Source organism: Pontibacter toksunensis (assembly GCF_042686245.1).
Taxonomy (GTDB): Bacteria; Bacteroidota; Bacteroidia; order Cytophagales; family Hymenobacteraceae; genus Pontibacter; species Pontibacter toksunensis.
The window spans coordinates 73,325-93,916 of the sequence record NZ_JBHUOX010000004.1 but is presented as its reverse complement, the minus strand read 5'-3'; the positions used below and the strand labels follow the sequence as shown (position 1 = coordinate 93,916).

Below are 20,592 nucleotides of genomic sequence, written 5' to 3'. Positions count from 1 at the left end.
TGGATTAGCCTTAGCCACGGAAGCTTAGACAGAAATGCAAACGAACAGGTGCTCGTCATGATGCCTCTCAAAAGATACAGTCGAACATACGCTGGGGCAAAGGCTATACTCTCCCTATAAAAAGCAAGAGCCTGTCAATGGCAGGCTCTTTAATATTCTTGTAATCAATAAAAGTCTTACTTCTTCTTAATCAACAATTTCTCCCCGACACTCACAGCGAAATCAGACTTATTATTCCACTCCATAATGTCTTTGATGGTGACACCGTACTTGCGTGAAATCTGGTACATACTTTCGCCGCCTGCTACGGTGTGGTAGCCGGTGCTTGGCAGTGCACTTGCTTCTGATTCTGACTCCGTAGCTCTAGCTGGTGCTGCTGTACCTGCGGGAGCCTTCACGCGCAGTTCCTGGCCTAAGCGAATGTTGTTGTCTGTCAAGTTATTCCAGTTACGCATATCTGCCAGCGAAACATCGTACTTCTTTGAAATCTGGTAAAGTGTTTCACCCGCAACTACAGTATGGTACTCACTGGTGGAGGAGGGCATAGTAGCAGACACCTCTTCTGTCGCTGCCTGCTGTTCAGGTCGAACCAACGGTTCTGCTATCAGTAACTCCTGGCCCACGCGAATCGGGGCATCACCCAATTTGTTCCAGGCATTCAGGTCATTCACCGTAACAGCATACATTCTGGAGATGCCATAGAGCGTCTCTCCCTGCCTTACCACATGCCTTGCCGGTTTCGGTGCTGGCTGTGGTGCTGCCTCAGGAGCTGATTGCTGCTTTTTAGCAGTAGCGGCTGGCTTTGTAGCAGGCGTAGTGGCTGGCTCTACAAATATGTCTTTTGGTTTTGTCTCCGTTCCGTCTTCTGCTGTTGTTCCGATGTTCCATTCCTCTGTCTGTTCTTCAGGCTGTCCTTCTTCCTCTGCAGGCACGGGGCTGGTAGAAGGGAGTGCAGTCACCTCGGCAGGGAATGTTTCTTCTGTGGCAGGTACAGGCAGTGAATCAACTGGGGCTTGCTGTGCAGGCACTTGTACAGCAGGTACAGTGTCCTTTTGCGGATACAGCACCGACTTCTTCTTCTGAGGCTCTGCTGCCGGCACCGGAACTACTTTCACAGGGACTTCCTTTACGGTCTCTGTTGCTGCTGGCTTCTCCGGCTGCACCCATTCCTCTTTATCAGCTTCTATCCATTCTTCCTCCTCCGCTGTTTTAGCTTTCACAACTTCGGTGGCTTTAGTAGATACAGCGGGGGCGGGAGCTGATTCCTTTGTCTCCACTACTATTTTTTCAGCAACAATGGCTTCTTCTTGCTCAAATTCTTCCTGCTGCTCAGGCTCTGGCTTTTTGAACCGCTTTAAGCTGTTAATGAAGCGTTTAAAGATATTGCCCTCTGAAGCTCGCTCTGTTTTAGTAGGTTTATCATCATCCTGCTTTGGTTCATCCTGTCTTCTTTGGGCAGCGGTAGCTTCCGGCCAATTCTGAGTTGATGCAGTGGCAGCAGTTTTTGCCTGCGACTTGTTCAGGTCACGCACTTCCACTGGTGTGCTGGCTGGTCTGCGGTTCTGAAGCCACAGTACGCGGCCCGGTACTGGTGCCTCACTGCGGCTCATGCGGTTCTTAAACAGCAGGTAATTTAGCCTGATGCCATAATGCTGCGAAATCAGCTGCATCGTTTCCCCTGGCTGCACCACATGGTATTCCGCATCGGCGGTCATGTTTTTCTTTTCTAGGTAATAGGTGGAGCCAGGCACAATGTCATCGAAGCTGTGCATGTCATTATACTTCAGGAATTTCTTAGTAGAGACACCTGCTTTTCTTGCCAACTTTTCCTTTGTATCGCCCGGGCGTGCGGTAATCGTGCTCAACCCGTTGCGCTTCGACATCACTGCTGCGCCCAGACCTTTTCTTGCTGCCGGTGTAGATGTACCTTTTGAAGCCAGCAGACCTGCATCGCTGCCGCCGTTGCGCACCGGAATCATCACATAATAATCTTTATCAGATGGAATGGAGCTGCCTAACAGCCACTTGTTATACTTCTCCAGTTCAGCGTAGTCTGTCTGGGTAGACATGGCGATGTCGGCTAAGCTCTGGCCTGGGGTGCCGCGCATCTCGCGCAAAGACAGGGCAGGAGGGTTTGCCTTGCCAACAAAGGCATCATAGGCTATTTTGTGGGCCAGGAACGTGATAACGTATGGGTGCGACCTCTCTGTAACATCCATTTTGCGGGAACCAATATCCGATGGACTGGTGTAAGCCTTAGCTCCGGTATAACCCAGGTAGTACGAAAGCAGCGAGTTAAACCAGTTGTCATAGTACTTATTGCTGCGCAGGAAATACTTAGCGGCACCACGGCTGGCTTCTATGATGTGCCGGCGTTCGTCTATCTTATTGTCCATGCGCAGGTTGAAGTCCAGAGCCGCCTCCCGCTTAAACTGCCAATAGCCAACAGCATTAGAAGTAGAAACAGCGTCTCCCAGCAATCCGCTTTCCTGCAGGGCCAGGTACTTGTAGTCATCCGGCACACCTTCCTCCTTAAATATACGCTCGATAACAGGGAAATAAGCATCTGCCAGATCCACTTTCATCTTAAAGTATGTCTGGTTGCGGTGCAGCGCATCTACCTTCTTCTGAATTTCCTCCTGTGCCCCATCTGATATCCGGAGGTGGATGTCGGCGAAGTACACGTTTTTAGGCACATTAACGAGTTGCGCCAGCGCCAGCAAGGGCAGGAACAACAAAGCTAGAAGGCTGCTGAAGGATTTTCTCATGGCTTGGTACTTTACAATGTTGGCTAAACGTTGATTTTGGTGTTCTACTTTCTGTTGAGTTAAAGCTGCTTAAATAGCTAAGCTCTAATATGTTCGAAAGGTAATATATACCTTCACAAAAATAACGCAATTTGCCTCGCTTTTTAAAACGCTTCGCCAAGTTCTTACATTATATTTTAGGGCAGCGGGTGGCCCAGAAAAGAGAGGGAAATGCAGTGTTGAAAGTAAGACGCAGTAGGATAAGTGATTAGGAAAAATAAAAGTAGATTCGGGCTGAAAAGAAAAGCGGTAGAACTTCTTACCCGTCCTCCCGCTCTACTGATTTTATTTTTTCCGTGCCACCATCAGGCCATCCCGTATGGGGACTAAGATATTTTCCACCCGCTCATCATCCTGCACTTTCTTATTGAAATCAATCACTGCTTTGGTGTCTTCGTCGAGTTTGCGGCGGTACTTCTCGAGCACCTTGCCGCTCCAAAGCACATTATCAGCGATGATGTAGCCTCCGGCGCGCACTTTGTCAATGACCATGTCGTAGTAGGTGGCGTAATTTATTTTATCGGCATCAATAAATACTAAGTCAAAGGAAGCACCAATGCCCGGAATAATCTCCAGCGCATTGCCGATGTGATAGTTTATACTACCTGACAAGCCAGCTTCTTCAAAGTAACCCCGCACCCGTTCCTCCAGTTCTTCATTGATGTCGATGGTGTGCAAGGTGCCACCCGTTTGCAGCCCTTCGGCCATGCAAAGCGCGGAGTAGCCGGTATAGGTGCCAATCTCCAGAATCTGCCTCGGCTGTATCATTTTCGAGAACATAGACAGTAAGCGCCCCTGCTGGTGCCCCGAAAGCATGCGCGGCCGCAGCACGTTCAGGTGTGTCTCGCGGTTTACCTTGTGCAGCAAATCGCTTTCCGGTGAGGTATGTTCCTCCGCGTACTGCAGCAGTTCTTCGTCTATGAATTCCATCTCTTTTGATTGTTGATTGTTTATTTATTGCTGAATGGTTCTATCGCTGAACGGTAAGGCTTTGTAGAATCTTATACTGTTAAAACGAACAACAATGAACGATTAACAATCACCGACTAAGCTGGCACATAATTCAGAAAGCTGAGCTGATCTTCGCGGAGGGCATCGTTAGCGATGTCCACGAGGTCGGTGGCGGTGATGTTCTTTATCTGGCCAAAGATCTCGTTCAGCGAGTCTACCCGGCCCTGGTCCAGAATACTCTTGCCGATCATCATCATCAAGCCCATGTTGCTTTCCTCGGCCATGGCCAGCTGCCCCATCAATTGCTCTTTGGCTGTGTGCAGTTGCAGCGAGCCCAGTGGCTTCTCACGCAGCTTTTTCAGTTCCTTCAGCACCAGCGAAGTAGTGCGCTTCAGTTGCTTTTTTTCTGTACCGAAGTAAATGGTGAGCAGGCCGGTATCGAGGTAAGTCGCGTAATTGGCATCTATGGTATACACCAGGCCGTGCTTTTCCCGCACCGCCAGGTTCAGGCGTGAGTTCATGCCCGGGCCGCCCAATATGTTTACAAGCATGAAAAAGGGTATGCGGCGCTCATCAGAGAGGGCGTATGCGGGAGTGCCTACCACGCAGTGCGCCTGCGAGATGGACTTCTCAACGGTGACAGACTTCGGCACATAGTGGCTGACTGGGATGCGCTCCCGGTGCTTCCTAATCTCCGGAATATCACCCAGGTACTTCTCTGCCAGCTTTAGCACCTTTTCGAAAGGCAGGTTGCTGACAGAGCAGAAAATGAGCGAATCGGTGCTCAGGTTGCGGTCCAGGAAACTCAGGAAATCCTGTTTATGAAAGCTGGAAACGCTCTCTTTCGTTCCTAAGATGTTAGCTCCTAAAGGATGGCTGTCATACACTACGGCGTCGAATTCATCTACAATGGCTTCTTCCGGGGTGTCCAGGTACATCGACATCTCTTCCAGAATCACGCCCCGCTCTTTCTCAATCTCCCGCTCCGGGAACACAGAACGGAAGGTGATATCAGTCAGTAGTTCAAATGATTTATCGAAGTGCTTGTCCAGCACGGAAGAGTAAAAGCAGATTTTCTCCTTTGTAGTATAGGCGTTCAGTTCGCCTCCCACAGACTCGAGCCTGTTCAGGATGTGGAACGACTTGCGTTTTTCAGTGCCTTTGAAGGCCATGTGCTCCCAGAAGTGGGCTATTCCCGTTTCGTTGGAGAGTTCGTCGCGGCTGCCGATGTCCATAATAAACCCGCTGTGGGCTATTTTGGTATGCTGCACCTGCTTGTGTACTATTCTTATTCCGTTGGGTAAAGTATGGATATGGTAATCAGGCATTCAATATCAAATTTAGGCTTGCAAAGGTACGGAAAAAGTGCCAGAATCTTTTCAATGCTACCATTACCGGACAAAGGCTATACCTGCATTCCCGCTACACTAAGTTCGGCCTGATGGGGGTGGTGTGTCTTTATTTGGTTATGAATGCCTTTAGCGTACTCCCTGCTTATTGATGCCTGCCTTGTTCTGCGTTGTGTTGCGGCCTCCTACATTGATTACAAAGCCCAGCGAGAAAACAGAATAACCGGCAGTAAGGGCTTTGCGGTTCTTCAATCCAAAGTTAGAGCCGCTGGTATACTGAAGCTGCACCGATGGGTTCAGGGTGAGGCGGGTGAAGAAAATTGGCTCCAGGAAGATGTTGTCTTCTTCCTCTGCTGGCAGCCCGTTGAACAAGTGTTTGCTCATATCGATGTAGCTGGCCCGCAAAGCAGTGCCATAGTTCAAAGGAAACTCGTTACCAAACAGGCGCAGCGACTTTTTCCTTTTGGAGCTGAAATTTACCTGCACAAAGTATTTGTTGAAGTTTGCCTCGCGGCGCTCAGCCGTAATCACCCCCTCGTCATCTTCTTTTTTTTCAGTTCGGTCGCTGCTGCCGCCACCAAAGCCACCATAGACTTCCAGCACCCGGTTGTTGTCCTTGCCAAAGGTGGTAAAATAACCTGCCCCCGCTTCAATCAGGTTGTGGCGCAGGTCTCTTTTTCTGCGCTCGCTGTTGAGCATGGAGCCATTCACCAGCACAGCAAAGTGGTCGGTCACGGCATAGGCTGTATTAAAAGTCACGTTGCCTTTTGGTGTGATGTGGCCACCTGTACTCAGCTCCCCTTTTTGTGTGAACATAGGCACATTGGGCACGTTGGGCATGTACGTAGAAACGCAGCCAGACACGGAAAGCAGAACGCTTAGCAAGCCTAGAAAGAGTACTGGTCTTGTCATAACTTTATAATAGATGGGAAAGGTTATGCTGATTCCTTTCCTGTTTATGTTGTTTTAGCTCCTGCTAAGGCAGGTAGTGCACAGATGAATAGTGGCAGCCGAATGAAGGACCGCCACAAAACGTTGTGAAGGCACCATGAAGATCCGGGAAAGCCATCTGCCTGATTTACGGCTGCAACCAGCCACAAATATCAAGACACAAATCCATATTTTATAAACAAATCAGAAGTATTAAGTCAAAGTGGCTTTATGTTTAGTTTAAAAATAACTTTCACTTTGCTTAAAACAGTAGTATACTATATATTGCTTTTTAGCCTGGACAGCAGTATTTATTTTGACTGAAATCCCCTCCTGTTGCTCATTTCAGGCTTTATTTTTTAACTCAGCGCGCTTTGGTGTAGTTTTGTCCGAAGCTTAAACCCGGCATGGAAAAAATTCTGGTAATTCAAACGGCTTTTTTAGGAGATGTGGTACTCGCCACAGCACTGGTGGAGAAGCTGCACGCCTTTTACCCAGAGGCGAAACTGGATTTTCTGCTGCGCAAAGGAAATGAGGGACTACTGAAAGGTCATCCTCTGTTACGGGAAGTATTAATTTGGGACAAGCAGCAAGGTAAGTACAAAAGCCTGCTGAAGCTGCTGAAGCGCATAAGGGCGGAGCAGTATGACCTGGTGGTGAACGTGCAGCGCTTTGGTGCCACTGGTATTCTGACTGCTTTGTCTGGGGCGAAGGAAACAGTAGGTTTCGAGAAAAATCCTTTCTCCCGCCTCTTCACCCGCCGCTATGTGCACGATGTAAAGTCGGGTACGCACGAGGTGGAACGCAACGATATGCTGATACAAAGCCTCACCAACGCCATACCTTCCAAACCAAAGCTATATCCTTCTCCGGTAGATTTTGCGAAAGTACAGGAACTAAAGCAGGAGCCTTTTATTTGTATGGCGCCTACCTCTGTGTGGTTTACAAAGCAGTACCCGCAGGAGCAGTGGGTGCAACTCATCAACAGCATCGAAACAACCTATAGAGTCTACCTGCTGGGCTCACCCGCCGACAAGGCCCATTGCGACGCCATCATCAGCCAGAGCTCCAACCCTCGCGTGGAGAACCTGTGCGGGCAACTGAACCTGCTGCAATCGGCGGCGCTGATGCGGGATGCGGTGCTCAACTATGTGAATGACTCCGGCCCGATGCACCTGGCCTCTGCGCTGAATGCACCTACCTGTGCCATCTACTGCTCCACAGTGCCGCGCTTCGGTTTTGGCCCGCTGTCTGACTTTGCGCATATAGTAGAGCGGGAGGAGCCTTTGTACTGTCGCCCTTGTGGCTTGCACGGCTACAAAGCCTGCCCGGAAGGACATTTTAGATGCGCCCGCGACATTCGGAATGAGCAGCTTTTGGAGGTACTGCAGCTAGCCGTAAGCTAATAGCTCATTTCTTTCGCTTTTGCCTTGCGACGCGTAAAAGCTAAATTTCTTAACTATAACTACCCAGTCGAGTTGACAGCGCCATGGCTCCCGGTCTATCATAAAAATAGTAGAACGTCTTCTCTTCTCGTTCTCTTTCCCATTGTTTCAGGTAGTGGCGTTTCACCGCATACTTTTTATAAGTGACGTTAGCCTTTGAAGACACACAGGCGCAATTACTTTAAAAAGATTTTTTGTATTAGCTTTAAGTTGTTGATACAATTGTTCCAATCTTCAGAAAACTGAATCAAATGAAATATGTACCAATAGGGCAGGAGCTTTTTGAGCAAAACCGCCGCCGCTTTGTAAAGCAACTCAAGCCTTCCTCCGTTGCCATTTTCCATTCGAATGACCTGATGCCTTCGAATGCAGACGCCACGATGCCTTTCCGCCAGAACAGCGATTTTTTCTACCTAACCGGAGTTGACCAGGAGGAAAGCATCCTGCTGCTCTTTCCGGATGCAAAGGACGAGCGCATGAAAGAAGTACTTTTTGTGCGCGAAACCAACGAACACATCCTTACCTGGGAAGGATATAAGCTAACAAAGCAGCAGGCCCAGGAGGCTTCCGGCATAGAGACCGTTTTGTGGACTCACCAGTTTGAGCAGATACTCAGGAGCCAGCTATTTGAGGCGGAGCACCTCTACCTGAACACGAACGAGCACCTGCGGGCTGTAATAGAGGTGGAGACCCGTGATGCCCGCTTTATTAAATGGTGCCAGCAGCACTACCCCCTGCACAAGTATGAGCGCAGCGCCCCTATCATGCACCAGCTCCGTGCAGTAAAGTCGGAGCAGGAGATAGCGCTGATCCAGCAGGCCTGCGACATCACAGGAAAAGCATTTCATCGCCTGCTGGGCTTTATCAAGCCTGGCGTGAAGGAGTATGAAATAGAAGCAGAGCTGTACCACGAGTTCCTGCGCAACCGCTCCAGGGGGCCGGCTTACCACCCCATTATTGCTTCCGGTGAAAATGCCTGCATCCTGCACTATGTGGATAATGACCAGGTATGTGAAGCAGGGGAACTGGTGCTAATGGATTTCGGGGCTGAATACGCCAACTATGCCGCAGACCTGACGCGAACGGTGCCTGTAAACGGTAAATTCACGCCGCGTCAGCGCGATGTGTATAACTCGGTGCTAACGGTGATGAAGGCTGCCACCCAAATGCTGGTGCCCGGTAACACCTTGGACCAGTACCACAAGTTTGTAGGCACTGTCATGGAAAATGAACTTATCAGGCTGGGCTTGCTGAGCGAGAGCGACGTGCGTAACCAGGACCCGGCAAAGCCCATGTACAAGAAATATTTCATGCATGGCACCTCGCACCACCTGGGCCTGGATGTACACGACGTCGGGAATAAATTCCGTAGGTTTGAAGAAGGTATGGTTTTTACCTGTGAGCCCGGTATTTACATCAGGGAAGAAGGGCTGGGCATCCGGCTGGAGAACGACATCCTCATCACGAAAAACGGAGCACAGAATCTAATGCAGGCTATACCGATTGAGGCAGACGATATTGAGCGCCTGATGCAGAAATAGGCTTTTACCTTGGGAAAAAGCCTCAGAGGGAAGATTGCCGTAAGTATGCTGGCAGCCTTTTTTCCTGTACTTACACTTAAATTAGAGCCCTTGCGTCAAAATTTTTTTTCTTGTACAACCTTGTGCCATTGTATCAGTTGAAGTATACAAGCGTGCCCAGCAGGAGCTGAGGAGCAGCAGTAACTAAATGCAATGGTATTCAGCCAACTGCAAATGTTCAATTTTCTAAAGTGCCTATGGATAAACGTTTCCTCCTCCTACTATTTGTATCAGCAGAAACTCTACAGTTTTCATCTGTGGTGTCTTTTTTTAAACATTACAAAAACTCCTTTCCACACATGCACGTATTGTCATATCAAAATACTTTGTAAAATTATGCAAAAACGACTTACACAACTTAGTAAACTAGCTATGGCGCTCGTTTTCTTGCTGACAGCAAGTAGCGGGGTATTTGCCCAAAGCTCAGATCAACGAATGAATATTCAGATATACGGAAGTGCCTTACAGTATAAAGGCGAGATTGATGACCAATACTTCGAAAGCAATAAGCTGGAGTGGGGTGGTGGTCTTAATCTGAACCGATATCTGACTTCTGGTCTGGATGGTGGTCTTCACCTTACCTATGGTAGTGTAGAGGCCATGAACTCTGGTGACTTGAATGGTGCTAACTTTGATGCACAAATGGGTACTGCTATGCTGGCCCTGCGTCTGAAGCTGTATGGTAGCATCCTGAAAGAAGATGCCTTTATAGGGCCATACCTGCAAGTAGGGGGTGGTGGTGCCTGGGCTAAAACAGATGCCATGACAGCAGCTGGCATGAGACAGGAAGATGATAAGTTCTTCACTGCTGCTTTAAAAGGTGGTGCCGGTATCCGTTTCCGCTTCTCAGATGCTGTGAGCGCTTTCATCGAAACGAACTACCTGATTATTGGTCAGGATAAAATCGACGGCTACTTCACAGATGACAAGAACGACCGCTTCCTGCAGCACAACATTGGCCTTGGCTTTAACTTAGGCAAAGCCACAGACACTGACGGTGATGGTGTGCCTGACAGAAGAGATGACTGCCCGGATACCCCAACTGGCGTACAGGTAGACAAGAGAGGTTGCCCTCTTGACGGCGACGCAGACGGTGTTCCGGATTACCAGGATCAGTGTCCTACAGAAGCCGGTACAGCTGCTACGCAAGGTTGCCCAGACCGTGATGGTGATGGTGTAGCTGACAAAGACGACCAATGCCCAGACCAGGCCGGTACTGCTGCCATGAGAGGTTGCCCGGATGCTGACGGAGATGGTGTAGCTGACCCAAGTGATGAGTGCCCAGACACACCAGCCGGTGTACAGGTAGGCGCCAACGGTTGCCCTGTTGACACTGACGGTGACGGTGTGGCTGACTACCAGGATGCTTGCCCTAACACTGCAGGCCCAGGTACAACGAACGGTTGCCCTGAACTAACTCCTGACGAACTGCGACTAATTGAAGAGAAAGTACGCTTTGAGTTTGACCAGGCTCGTGTGCAGGATGCTTACAAGCAGCTGCTGGATAGTATTGTAGTAGTACTGCAGAAGTATCCGGATCACGTACTTCTAATCAAAGGTCATGCTGACTACATTGGTTCTGAAGAATACAACCAGGCGCTATCTGAAGCCAGAGCACAGAACGTGAAAGATTACCTTATACAGCAAGGCGTTCAGAACCCTGACCGTCTGATAACAAGAGGTTATGGCGAGTCCAGACCATTGGTACAGGTGAATGAGCGTCTGCCACGTCGCAGAACGGAAGCTCAGCGACTGATTAACCGAAGGGTTGGTTTCGAAATGAACACCCCGGACATGCAGCTGAATCTTGATTAAATTGCTTAAAAACTATAAAAAGGCCGCAGGAAAACCTGCGGCCTTTTTGTTTGTAGCTGTTTTTATGTTCTACGGGAGGGCTACTTGCTCTTGCCGGCAGACACAGCAGATCTAAACCTGGTGCTGGTTGGGTGCGCGCTTACAGACCTTTCCTGTAGGATGCACCTCTGAAAATGGTAAGATACCTACCAGTAGGTTCATCAAAGAAAAAACAAAGGGCCTGTTCCATTATCTGGAACAGGCCCTTTGTATATCAGAAGAAGCAGGTTTAACCTTGGATGCTGCTACTTTTGAGCAAGCAGGAACAGCACTGCCATCCGGATAGCCACACCGTTCTCTACCTGGTTCAGGATGATGGAGTGGTGAGAATCTGCTGCATCACTGCTCAGTTCCACGCCACGGTTTATCGGGCCGGGGTGCATGAGTGTTATTTGTTTGTCGAGGCTGTCAAGCATTTTCTTGTCAATGCCATAGTATAAGGTATACTCGCGCAGCGACGGGAAATACTTCATCTGCTGGCGCTCCAGCTGTATTCGTAGCACGTTCGCCACATCGCACCATGCCAGAGCTTTCCGCACATCCAGTTCCACTTTAACGCCTAATTGCCTGATGTGCTTTGGCAGCAGGGTGGTAGGGCCACACACCATTACTTCGGCTCCCAACTTCTGCAGCGCAAAGATATTGGACAGCGCCACCCGCGAGTGCAGGATATCCCCTATAATCACGACTTTTTTGCCTGCTACATCGCCCAGCCTTTCCCGGATAGAGAAAGCGTCAAGAAGCGCCTGCGTCGGGTGCTCATGCGTGCCGTCGCCGGCGTTGACTATGTTGGCGTTGATGTGGTTGCTCAGGAAGTGGGGAGCACCAGGGCTGGAGTGGCGCATCACAATCATGTCCACTTTCATGGCCAGGATGTTGTTCACCGTGTCCAGCAGGGTTTCGCCTTTCTTTACAGAACTGCTGCTGCTGCTGAAGTTGATAACATCGGCAGAGAGCCTTTTCTCGGCAAGCTCGAAGGAGAGGCGGGTGCGCGTAGAGTTTTCAAAGAAAACATTGGCAATGGTAATATCGCGCAGCGAAGGCACTTTCTTTATCGGCCTGTTCAGCACATCTTTAAAATTATCCGCCGTCTCAAAAATGAGCTGGATGTCTTGGGATGTAATATCCTTGATGCCTAACAGGTGCCGGACGCTGAGCTCTTGCATGGGGAGAATTTATTCTTCGTTTTTGGTAATTAACCATATATTATCTTCCGGGGCCTGCTGCTCTTTCCACTCTACCAACACCCTTTGGCTCTGCAACGAGTTAACGTGGCGGCCCACATACGTTGGCTGTATAGGCAGGTGGCGCGAGTAGAGGCGGTCAATCAGCACCAGCAACTCTACATTGGCAGGGCGGCCATAGGCTATCATCGCATCCAGCGCAGCCCGTACGGAACGCCCGGTATACAGTACATCGTCCACCAGAATCACCTTTTTGCCTTCAATCAGGAAATCGACTTTGGTGGCGTTGGCGGTGAGCGGTGTATCGCGGCGGCGAAAATCGTCACGGTGAAAGGTAGTGTCGAGGTAACCGGTAGGTACCTGCCTGCCCAGTATGGTGGCCAGAGTGGCCTGGATGCGCTGCGCTACAAACCTGCCGCGCGGCTGCAGACCCAGTATAACAGAATCAGAAAAGTCGCCGTGGTTCTCGATGAGCTGGTGGCAAAGGCGCAGCACCATGATATCGAGCAGTTGGTGGTTTACGATGAGTCTTTTCTGCATAGCCGGAAATATTGATTGCAAATATAACGTGTCTGATTAAGATGCGGAAATAAATGTTCGATGGTGAAGGAACAAGACTGTAGGATAGCTGCTCGCTCAGTTGTTGAATAGCGCAGTGTGATAATGGACTACCAGAAGGAAACACGCCCGCAAAAGTGTCCTCATAGCTGGTGCAGCCGCCGGCAATTCAGGCTTAACGAGAGAGGTGACGCTTCCTTAAGATGCATGTACCTGGCCCGTGCCTCCTCCCGGTTGATGATGCAGCAAAGATGCGTATAGCAAGCAGCTTAATCGAATGTGATCTTGTTAAGGTAGAAAATGGTGCGGGAAGCTTCAGCCTTTGGCTTGATACGCTGAAAACCGAATGCTACGAAGTTGTCGCCGTACCAGCGTATAATACCAGGGCTGAAGGTGGCCTGTATTTTTTCGTTTTCCTCGTAGGTGAGTATTTCGAGTTCTGTCTCCTCTTCCCTGAACTTGCTGCCGTCCATGATGTGGTAGATGATCTTTTCTTCTTTTGGATAAGCCACCACCACGCGGCCATCTGGTAGGCGGCCTACCTCAACAGTGTGCACTAGTTGGTAACTGGCTACGTCCTTAAGCGGAAAGGCATTGTCCCAGAGCAGCCTGCCCTCCTTCGTAAAGCCTAAGACAACAACATGGGTGCGTTTATAGGCTTCTTCCTGGCGGCCCAGGGAGAAGGAGCGGTCGAGGCCCCAGTTGCTGCTTGAACTACGGTACTGGGGGTAGTATACCTCTGCTGCCATTACGTAGCCGTCAGGAAAAGGAATCAGATCGTGGAGCAGCAGGCGGTAACGGTATCCCGGGCCTTTGCCCGATTTCAGGCGGGCTGCCTCCCTGCGGCGGGTGCGCTCCTCCTGGCGGGGCTTGAGGTACTTAAAAAAGTTCTCTAGCTGCGTCATACTGTAAAAGTTGCCTTCCTCATCCACCATGGTCGTGTTCACCGGGGTAGTGAAAAAGCCCTGGTTGTAGCGCAAGTCACGGGCGCCATAGGTGCCAAAAAGCATTTTCTGGGAACTGTCGCCGGGAGTAATCTCTGCGTTTAGCAGGGTCTTGTCTTCCTGTTGCAGTATGAAGCGGTTATTAAGTAACCTGCCATAGGCATCGAAGCTTTTTACCTGCAGCCGCGAAATGCGCCCGTTAGACTCCGACAGAACTGCATAGATACGGCCTTGTGCGGGATCGGCTAAAAGGTCAGAAAAGGTTGACTCTTCTCCGTATACCGATGGCAGCAGCTGTACCTTTTTCGTGCTGGTGTTCACGTGCAGGAGCACTGGTCTTTTTTCTTTCTTGTTTCGGCCAATCACAAAGTAGTTGCCCTTTAGTACATTGAACTCATATACCGCATCTATCGGCTCCAACTCATAATGGCTGTGCTGTAGTTGCCCCGTTTTGTTGTTTAGCTTCACAAACGTATACTCCTGCAGGTCATCCTCGCCAAACACGAAATAGGTATAGGGGGCTTCTGTGTAATGCCGGATGTAGTAAGAGTTCGCAGCAATATTCACAGTGTCTGACCATACCTGCTCGAGCTCGTGATTGAATTTCGAAAAGTTATAAGAGGCCTCAGTCTGCCAAGTGTTGCTGACCCTGTAGTATACCAGCAGACTGCTATCCGGGAGGGCTATCACTTCTGCGTCGGTTGCCTCCATGTCGAGGGGCAGCTCGAGGCGCACGGGTTGTGCAGGACCCTGAGCGAGCGCCGGGAACAGTAGAAGCAAGAAAAGAAAGGTGATCAGGTAACGAAAGAGAACCATAAATAACAGGGTGTTAATGCTATTAGGTACGGGTAAATATAAAACAGCAGCTAAATCATTGTACTGAATTTAGCTGCTGTTCGTTGTTATGGCTGACCAGTTTTTAAGTTCTGTCTTAATTCCCCAATGCGAGGAGTACATCAAACTCTTCGCCGGTAAGCGGCATGACCGATAGGCGTGACTGGCGCAGGAGCGCTATGTTTTCCAGGCGCTTGTCCTGCTTTATCTGCTTCAGTGTTACGGGCTCCTTAAAGTCGCGGAAGGGTACCAAATCCACCACCACCCATCTGTCGTCATCAGTGGCTGGGTCCGGGTAAGCGGCTTTTTCTACTTTCGCGATGCCTACTACAGCCTTTTCCGATACGCTGTGGTAGTATAGTACCAAGTCACCGGGTTGCATCTGCTGCATGTTGTTACGCGCCTGGTAGTTCCGGACGCCGTCCCAGGTAGTACGGCCATCTTTCACTAAATCGGCCCAGGCATATTTCTCGGGTTCTGATTTTACGAGCCAGTGTTGCATGTATTGTTGTATAGGTAAACTGTTGAATTTCTGAAACAGAGGGAACGAATTTGGAGTATTATTCTGCTCTACGGCGCTGCAGGTACATACTGTACTCCGTGAACAGCAGCCCAGCAATAATGCCCCCGATAATGCATCCAAGCAGGTTTTCTATGTTAGTCATAGACAGCGTGAAGATGAACAGAACTGTCAGCGCTGCTAAAATAATTATTCTCGCCTTTAGTGAAAGCTTCTTATACATGAGGGCAGGTTTAAACTGTTCAACTCTCACAGGCTGTACCAAACAGAGGAACAAAGCCAGCCGGAAGTAATACTTAATTACTTCCGGGTATAGGCTGTCTTCTTATTTTCAGCACGTCGCCCTCAAGTGAAAGTATTTGCACCTGGTAATGCTGCGGCGGGTTGCTGTCAGGCTTCATCCGGATTTGCACATTGCGCTTGTCTATCACTTCCCATTCCCCCAGTTTTTCCTCCAGCCCGTCGGTTGGGGCAATTTCATAGCGTTTTATCACGCCGCCAGACTCCAGCATAAATCCGGTGCGGCCACGGGACGGTGGAAACTCGTAGGTGTTCGGGCGGTATACAAGCGTGTCACCGTTGTCTTCCTCAAAAGAATGCAGCCAGGTTTTATCTATCAGCGCTGCTGCCAGCTTATCGGTTTTTTTGCAGGTAACCGCTGCCAGCACGAGGCAGAGCAGGCAGAGTAATGAGGCGTATTTCATACTTAAAATGGGTTTACAAGGCTAAGTTAGGCATTTCTTCTTTTATATAGAAGCCTGCTAATGTAAAAGCCTGATGTGCTAAGGTGATTTAGCTACAAGTGCTGCTGCAAATCAAAAGTATACGGGTGGCGGCTGAATATAGGTGGTGTGGCAGGCAAGGTTCAGCGGCATTTTCTATCTTTGCAGGTATACAGAACAGCGCTTTGGAAAATAAGAATATTATAAAACTGTTTAAGCTGACAGCGGAGTTGCTGGAGCTGCACGATGAGAATCCTTTTAAGGTACGCTCTTACGTCAATGCGGTAGCCGCACTGGAACTGGTGGAGGCACCTTTGGCCGGAATGAGCCAGGCCCAGTTGGAGGGAATAGGTGGAGTAGGCAAAGGCATTGCCGCCAAAATTGTAGAAATAAACACCACAGGTTCTTTTGAAGAACTGGACCAGATGCTGGCGGCCACACCGCCCGGGGTGGTGGAGATGCTGCGCATAAAAGGCATAGGGCCTAAGAAAGTCCGTACGCTCTGGAGAGAACTTGGCACCGAGACGGTGGAGGAGCTGCTGGAGGCGTGCGAGCAGGACAAGGTAAGCAAGCTGAAAGGCTTTGGAGCCAAAACACAGGAAAACATAAAGCAGGCCCTGCTATTTACGCAGCAGAACCGGGGTAAGCTGCTGTTCGCCGAAGCCGAGTCTGCCGCTCATGAATTGCTGCAGAGCGTAAAGGAAGCTCTCCCGGAGGTACAGGTAAGCCTGACGGGGGATATTCGCCGATGCATGGAAATAGTGGAGCAACTGCAACTGGTGGTGGCAACCGATGCCCCTGCCGACGCAACAGAAAAGTTGAACAACCTACAGACGCTGGAGCAGGATGAAAAAGCATCCGGGCCGCTGGCCTGGCGCGGCAGTCATACGCTAAGTGGGTTATCAGTGGAGGTAAAGCTGGCGCCGACAGCGCGTTTTGCCAACGAAGTGCTGCTGCATTCTGCTGCGCTGGAGCACCTGGCACAGCTTTTTACCAGCACTACCAACCTGCTAACGGTCGTGCGCGAGCAGGCATATGCGTCTGAGGCAGATATATACAAGTCGGCAGGTATGGCTTATATTGAACCGGAACTGCGTGAGGGAACTACCGAACTGCAACTGGCCCTGGAGAACAAACTGCCGAAACTGCTGGAGCTGTCAGACCTGAAAGGAAGCCTGCACAACCACAGCACCTACTCTGATGGTGCGCATACGCTGGAGCAAATGGCTGCCTTCTGCCGCGACATGGGATACGGATACCTGGGTATTTCAGACCACTCCAAAACAGCCTCGTATGCCGGAGGCCTGCGGGAGGGAGATGTGCTGCGGCAGCAAAAGGAAATTGATGAACTGAATAAGAAACTGGCACCGTTCAAAATTTTTAAAGGAATAGAATCTGATATTCTGGGTGATGGCTCGCTGGATTACAGCGAAGATATCCTGAAGACATTCGACTTTATCGTGGCCTCTATCCACAGCACGCTGAACATGGATGAAAAAAAAGCCACTGCCCGTCTCATCACTGCGATAGAAAATCCCTATACCACCATCCTCGGCCACCCGACAGGCCGCCTGTTGTTGCGCCGCGAAGGATACCCAATAAACCATAAGATGGTGATTGATGCCTGTGCTGCCAACAACGTCATCATCGAAATCAATTCTAACCCGTGGCGCCTGGACATAGACTGGCGCTGGGTGCAGTATGCAATAGAAAAAGGGGTGATGCTGAGCATAAACCCCGATGCTCACCATACCAGCGGATTCGACGATATGCGCTATGGCGTGCTGGTTGGCAGAAAGGGAGGCCTTACAAAAGAAATGACCTTCAACGCTAAGCCTGCAGAAGAGGTGGAGCAGTACTTCAGAGCGCGGAAAACAAAATAAAATAGAGAACGCACCACCCGGCGCATTTAAAAGCAAATGCCTAAAATCCTTATACTACGCTTTTCCTCTATCGGCGATATTGTGCTGACGACGCCTGTGGTGCGCTGCATCAAACAGCAGGTACCTGATGCGGAGGTGCATTACTGCACCAAGCAGGCTTTTAAAAGTATACTGGAGCACAACCCCTACGTTGATAAAACGCATTTGCTGGGTGGTAGCCTGAAAGAGCTGGTACAACAGCTGAAGGCCGAGAACTTTGACTATGTCGTGGATCTGCACAATAACCTGCGCACCCGCATTATCAGGACCCGCCTGGGCAAGCCTGGCAGGAGCTTTAAAAAGCTTAACTACGAAAAGTGGCTCATGGTTAACTTCAAGCTCAACCGCCTGCCGGATGTTCATATTGTGCAGCGTTACCTGGATGCCGCCGCTTCCTTGGGCGTAAAAGACGATGGCAAAGGTTTGGACTACTTTATACCTGCCAAAGACGAGGTTGATGCACATACTTTGCCATCCGCGTTTCAGAAAGGGTATGTGGCGTTTGCCATAGGTGCCCAGCACTACACCAAGCGCCTGCCTACCGAGCGTATTATTGAGCTGTGTGAGCGCCTGCAGCAGCCTGTTATGCTGCTAGGCGGCAAAGAAGACGCTGCCACCGGAGAAGAAATAGCAGCCTACTTCCAAACCCGAAAAAAGAGCAACGGACAACAGACAACGATACACAACGCCTGCGGCAAGTACAGCTTAAATGGTTCTGCCTCGCTGGTGCGGCAGGCTGAGAAGGTGGTCAGCCATGATACCGGCCTGATGCACATTGCAGCTGCTTTTGGGAAAGACATCATCAGCGTGTGGGGCAATACCATTCCGGAGTTTGGCATGTATCCCTTCCGGACAAAGTATAAAGTACTGGAAGTGCACGGCCTCAGCTGCCGCCCCTGTTCCAAGATTGGCTACAGCAAATGCCCCAAAGGTCATTTTAAGTGTATGCGGGATATTTCTTTTGAAGATTTGAATATTTGAAGAAAAGGAAGTTTGAAGATGCCGAAGTATAACCTAATGTGGCAGGAGACAGATTCACAGTTCCTTGAGGCGCTGCTGCTGGTAACTGCTGGAGAAGGAGGAGCCAACTTGCAGGATGTACTGCTGATGGCCGATGCCATAGATGGCACTGTGTTCTCACTAAAGGAAGTAGAAGCGGCGCTGGAAAAGCTGGTGGCTGCAAATTTTATAGATGTGCTAAAGAACAAACTATCGCTCTCTCCGGAGTTTCATCAGGCGCATTCGTCGGTGGAGAAAGGTGCTGATGAGCAAGAGCAACTGCTGCAACTCTTACAAAGGCAGGAACTGACGGAGCAACGTATAGAAGAGGCGAAGGTCAAGCTCAAAAAGTATAAGCTGAAAAATTATTATCAGCAGTACCAGGAGCAGTTTGGCGGCTAACGTTGAAATGTGGGGATAAGGAGACTTGATAATGCGAAGGATCTACAGCCTTTCACCGTTGTTGGTGAAAGCAATAACAACGGCATGTAAAGGCATGTACAGTACGAGGGCGAGTCACTGCATAACAGTAAAGCCAAGCACAGCATAATGCAGAACAGCCGATGAATCTACCTTTCATCGGCTGTTCTGTTATGTGCCTCCTGGAGACTCAACCATCTCTTCATCACCAAATCTTCAAATCAACCTATTTTCTCAAAACCTAGGTAAGGATGCAGCACTTTCGGCATGTTAATGCCGTCTGGAGTCTGGTTGTTCTCGAGTAAAGCGGCTACAATGCGTGGCAGGGCCAGGGCGCTGCCGTTCAGTGTGTGCAGCAGCTGCGTTTTGCCAGACTCAGTTTTGTAACGCAGCTTCAGGCGGTTTGCTTGGTACGTTTCAAAGTTAGAGGCAGAACTAACTTCCAGCCAGCGGCCCTGAGCAGCAGAATATACTTCCATATCAAAGGTAAGCGCAGCGGTGAAACCCATATCGCCGCCACACAGGCGCAGTACCCGGTAGGGCAGCTCCAGCTTCTGCAAAAGTCCCTGTATGTGCTGGCTCATTTCGTCCAATGCCTCATACGATTTCTCCGGCAGCGTTACCTGCACAATCTCTACCTTGTCGAACTGGTGCAGGCGGTTCAGCCCGCGCACGTCGGCACCCCATGAGCCTGCCTCGCGGCGGAAGCAGGGCGTGTGGCCGGCATTCTTAACAGGCAGCTGCTCCGCAGGCATTATAACATCCCGGTAAATATTGGTGATAGGCACTTCCGCAGTCGGTATAAGGTAGAGGTTGTCAGCTGTGGCATGGTACATCTGGCCGTCCTTGTCTGGGAGCTGGCCGGTTCCGTAACCAGACGCCTCGTTTACCAGGATAGGGGGCTGCACCTCCATATAGCCGGCTTTGGTGGCCTCATCTAAAAAGAAGTTGATGAGGGCACGCTGCAAACGCGCTCCCTGCTTTTTATAAACAGGGAAACCTGCTCCTGAAATTTTATTGCCAAGCTCAAAATCTATGATGTCGTACTTCTGGATAAGCTCCCAATGCGGTAGAGCCCCCTCAAATAATTCAGGAATTTCCCCGTGTTGCAGAACTACTTCATTGTCTTCTGCTGTTCTACCAGTAGGCACACTCTCATGCGGCAGGTTCGGCAGCCTGTATAAAGCTTGCTGTATCTGCTCTTCCAGGGCAGAAAATTGCTCGGCCAGTGATTTGGTCTTCTGCTTCAGTTCAGATGTCTCGGATTTGTAGGCTTCTGCTTTCTCGCGCTCCCCGTTCTTCATCAGCACACCTATCTCTTTTGAGATAGTGTTGGCCCTGCTCTGAAGCTCATCGTGTTCGCTTTGTACCTGGCGGCGCTGCTGGTCAAGGTCTAGTAAAGTGTTAACTTCATCGGCCGCGTTTTTGTAGTTTTTCTTGTTCAGACCTTCAATCACATGTGCTGTCTGCTCTCTTAAAACTGTTAACTGTAGCATAGTTGGGTGTTATGTATACCCACAAAAATATACTTTTTTGAGGAGTTAGAGGCATTTACGAAATCTTTTCGCATAAA

General features: G+C 49.9%; 17 protein-coding genes. 6 read left to right on the top strand and 11 right to left on the bottom strand.

From position 1 onward, the window contains the following. Positions 1–176: 176 nt before the first annotated feature. The 4 genes from ACFS7Z_RS06930 to ACFS7Z_RS06915 form a co-directional block, all read right to left on the bottom strand. Complete coding sequence (locus ACFS7Z_RS06930) at positions 177–2,768, bottom strand: LysM peptidoglycan-binding domain-containing protein (RefSeq protein WP_377482712.1); 2,592 nt, start codon at positions 2,766–2,768, stop codon at positions 177–179. 324 nt (positions 2,769–3,092) lie between these two features. Then, entirely contained in the window at positions 3,093–3,737 is a 645-nt protein-coding gene (locus ACFS7Z_RS06925) for an O-methyltransferase (RefSeq protein WP_377482710.1), read from the bottom strand. Between the two features lie 116 nt (positions 3,738–3,853). Next, a complete protein-coding gene (locus tag ACFS7Z_RS06920; protein ID WP_377482707.1) occupies positions 3,854–5,086 on the bottom strand; it encodes a M16 family metallopeptidase in 1,233 nt (410 codons plus the stop codon). Positions 5,087–5,236: 150 nt separating this feature from the next. Continuing rightward, entirely contained in the window at positions 5,237–6,019 is a 783-nt protein-coding gene (locus ACFS7Z_RS06915) for a hypothetical protein (protein ID WP_377482705.1), read from the bottom strand. 425 nt (positions 6,020–6,444) lie between these two features. On the opposite strand from ACFS7Z_RS06915, the gene ACFS7Z_RS06910 reads away from it, so the two are divergent. From ACFS7Z_RS06910 to ACFS7Z_RS06900, 3 genes are all read left to right on the top strand, one after another. Further along, positions 6,445–7,443 (top strand): glycosyltransferase family 9 protein, encoded by a 999-nt coding sequence (locus tag ACFS7Z_RS06910; protein WP_377482702.1) that lies wholly within the window; start codon positions 6,445–6,447, stop codon positions 7,441–7,443. A gap of 290 nt (positions 7,444–7,733) precedes the next feature. After that, positions 7,734–9,023, top strand: coding sequence for an aminopeptidase P N-terminal domain-containing protein (locus ACFS7Z_RS06905; RefSeq protein WP_377482700.1), 1,290 nt, complete (start codon positions 7,734–7,736; stop codon positions 9,021–9,023). Between the two features lie 192 nt (positions 9,024–9,215). Then, on the top strand, positions 9,216–10,877 hold the full coding sequence (locus ACFS7Z_RS06900) for an OmpA family protein (RefSeq protein WP_377482698.1): 1,662 nt from the start codon (positions 9,216–9,218) through the stop codon (positions 10,875–10,877). A 284-nt stretch (positions 10,878–11,161) separates the two neighbouring features. On the opposite strand, the gene ACFS7Z_RS06895 is transcribed toward ACFS7Z_RS06900, so the two are convergent. The 6 genes from ACFS7Z_RS06895 to ACFS7Z_RS06870 all read right to left on the bottom strand — a co-directional run bounded on the left by ACFS7Z_RS06895 (position 11,162) and on the right by ACFS7Z_RS06870 (position 15,660). Further along, positions 11,162–12,082, bottom strand: coding sequence for an aspartate carbamoyltransferase catalytic subunit (locus ACFS7Z_RS06895; RefSeq protein WP_377482697.1), 921 nt, complete (start codon positions 12,080–12,082; stop codon positions 11,162–11,164). Positions 12,083–12,091: 9 nt separating this feature from the next. After that, the gene (gene pyrR / locus ACFS7Z_RS06890) at positions 12,092–12,640 is read right to left on the bottom strand and encodes a bifunctional pyr operon transcriptional regulator/uracil phosphoribosyltransferase PyrR (RefSeq protein ID WP_377482696.1); all 549 of its coding nucleotides are present in this window, start codon (positions 12,638–12,640) and stop codon (positions 12,092–12,094) included. 287 nt (positions 12,641–12,927) lie between these two features. Next, positions 12,928–14,418, bottom strand: a complete 1,491-nt coding sequence (locus ACFS7Z_RS06885) for a hypothetical protein (protein ID WP_377482694.1) — start codon at positions 14,416–14,418, stop codon at positions 12,928–12,930. Positions 14,419–14,533: 115 nt separating this feature from the next. Next, entirely contained in the window at positions 14,534–14,938 is a 405-nt protein-coding gene (locus tag ACFS7Z_RS06880) for an EVE domain-containing protein (protein ID WP_377482693.1), read from the bottom strand. A gap of 58 nt (positions 14,939–14,996) precedes the next feature. Beyond that, positions 14,997–15,179 carry a hypothetical protein gene (locus tag ACFS7Z_RS06875; protein ID WP_377482691.1) on the bottom strand — a complete coding sequence of 61 codons (183 nt, stop codon included), beginning with the start codon at positions 15,177–15,179 and terminating at the stop codon, positions 14,997–14,999. A 73-nt stretch (positions 15,180–15,252) separates the two neighbouring features. Beyond that, positions 15,253–15,660, bottom strand: coding sequence for a hypothetical protein (locus ACFS7Z_RS06870; RefSeq protein WP_377482689.1), 408 nt, complete (start codon positions 15,658–15,660; stop codon positions 15,253–15,255). Positions 15,661–15,863: 203 nt separating this feature from the next. On the opposite strand from ACFS7Z_RS06870, the gene polX reads away from it, so the two are divergent. The 3 genes from polX to ACFS7Z_RS06855 are packed head-to-tail and all read left to right on the top strand — an operon-like array spanning position 15,864 to position 19,001. Further along, positions 15,864–17,561, top strand: coding sequence for a DNA polymerase/3'-5' exonuclease PolX (gene polX / locus ACFS7Z_RS06865; protein ID WP_377482688.1), 1,698 nt, complete (start codon positions 15,864–15,866; stop codon positions 17,559–17,561). 36 nt (positions 17,562–17,597) lie between these two features. Further along, entirely contained in the window at positions 17,598–18,581 is a 984-nt protein-coding gene (locus ACFS7Z_RS06860; RefSeq protein WP_377482686.1) for a glycosyltransferase family 9 protein, read from the top strand. An 18-nt stretch (positions 18,582–18,599) separates the two neighbouring features. After that, the gene (locus ACFS7Z_RS06855; protein WP_377482684.1) at positions 18,600–19,001 is read left to right on the top strand and encodes a hypothetical protein; all 402 of its coding nucleotides are present in this window, start codon (positions 18,600–18,602) and stop codon (positions 18,999–19,001) included. 239 nt (positions 19,002–19,240) lie between these two features. On the opposite strand, the gene serS is transcribed toward ACFS7Z_RS06855, so the two are convergent. Next, on the bottom strand, positions 19,241–20,515 hold the full coding sequence (gene serS, locus ACFS7Z_RS06850; RefSeq protein WP_377482682.1) for a serine--tRNA ligase: 1,275 nt from the start codon (positions 20,513–20,515) through the stop codon (positions 19,241–19,243). Between the last annotated feature and the right edge of the window lie 77 nt (positions 20,516–20,592).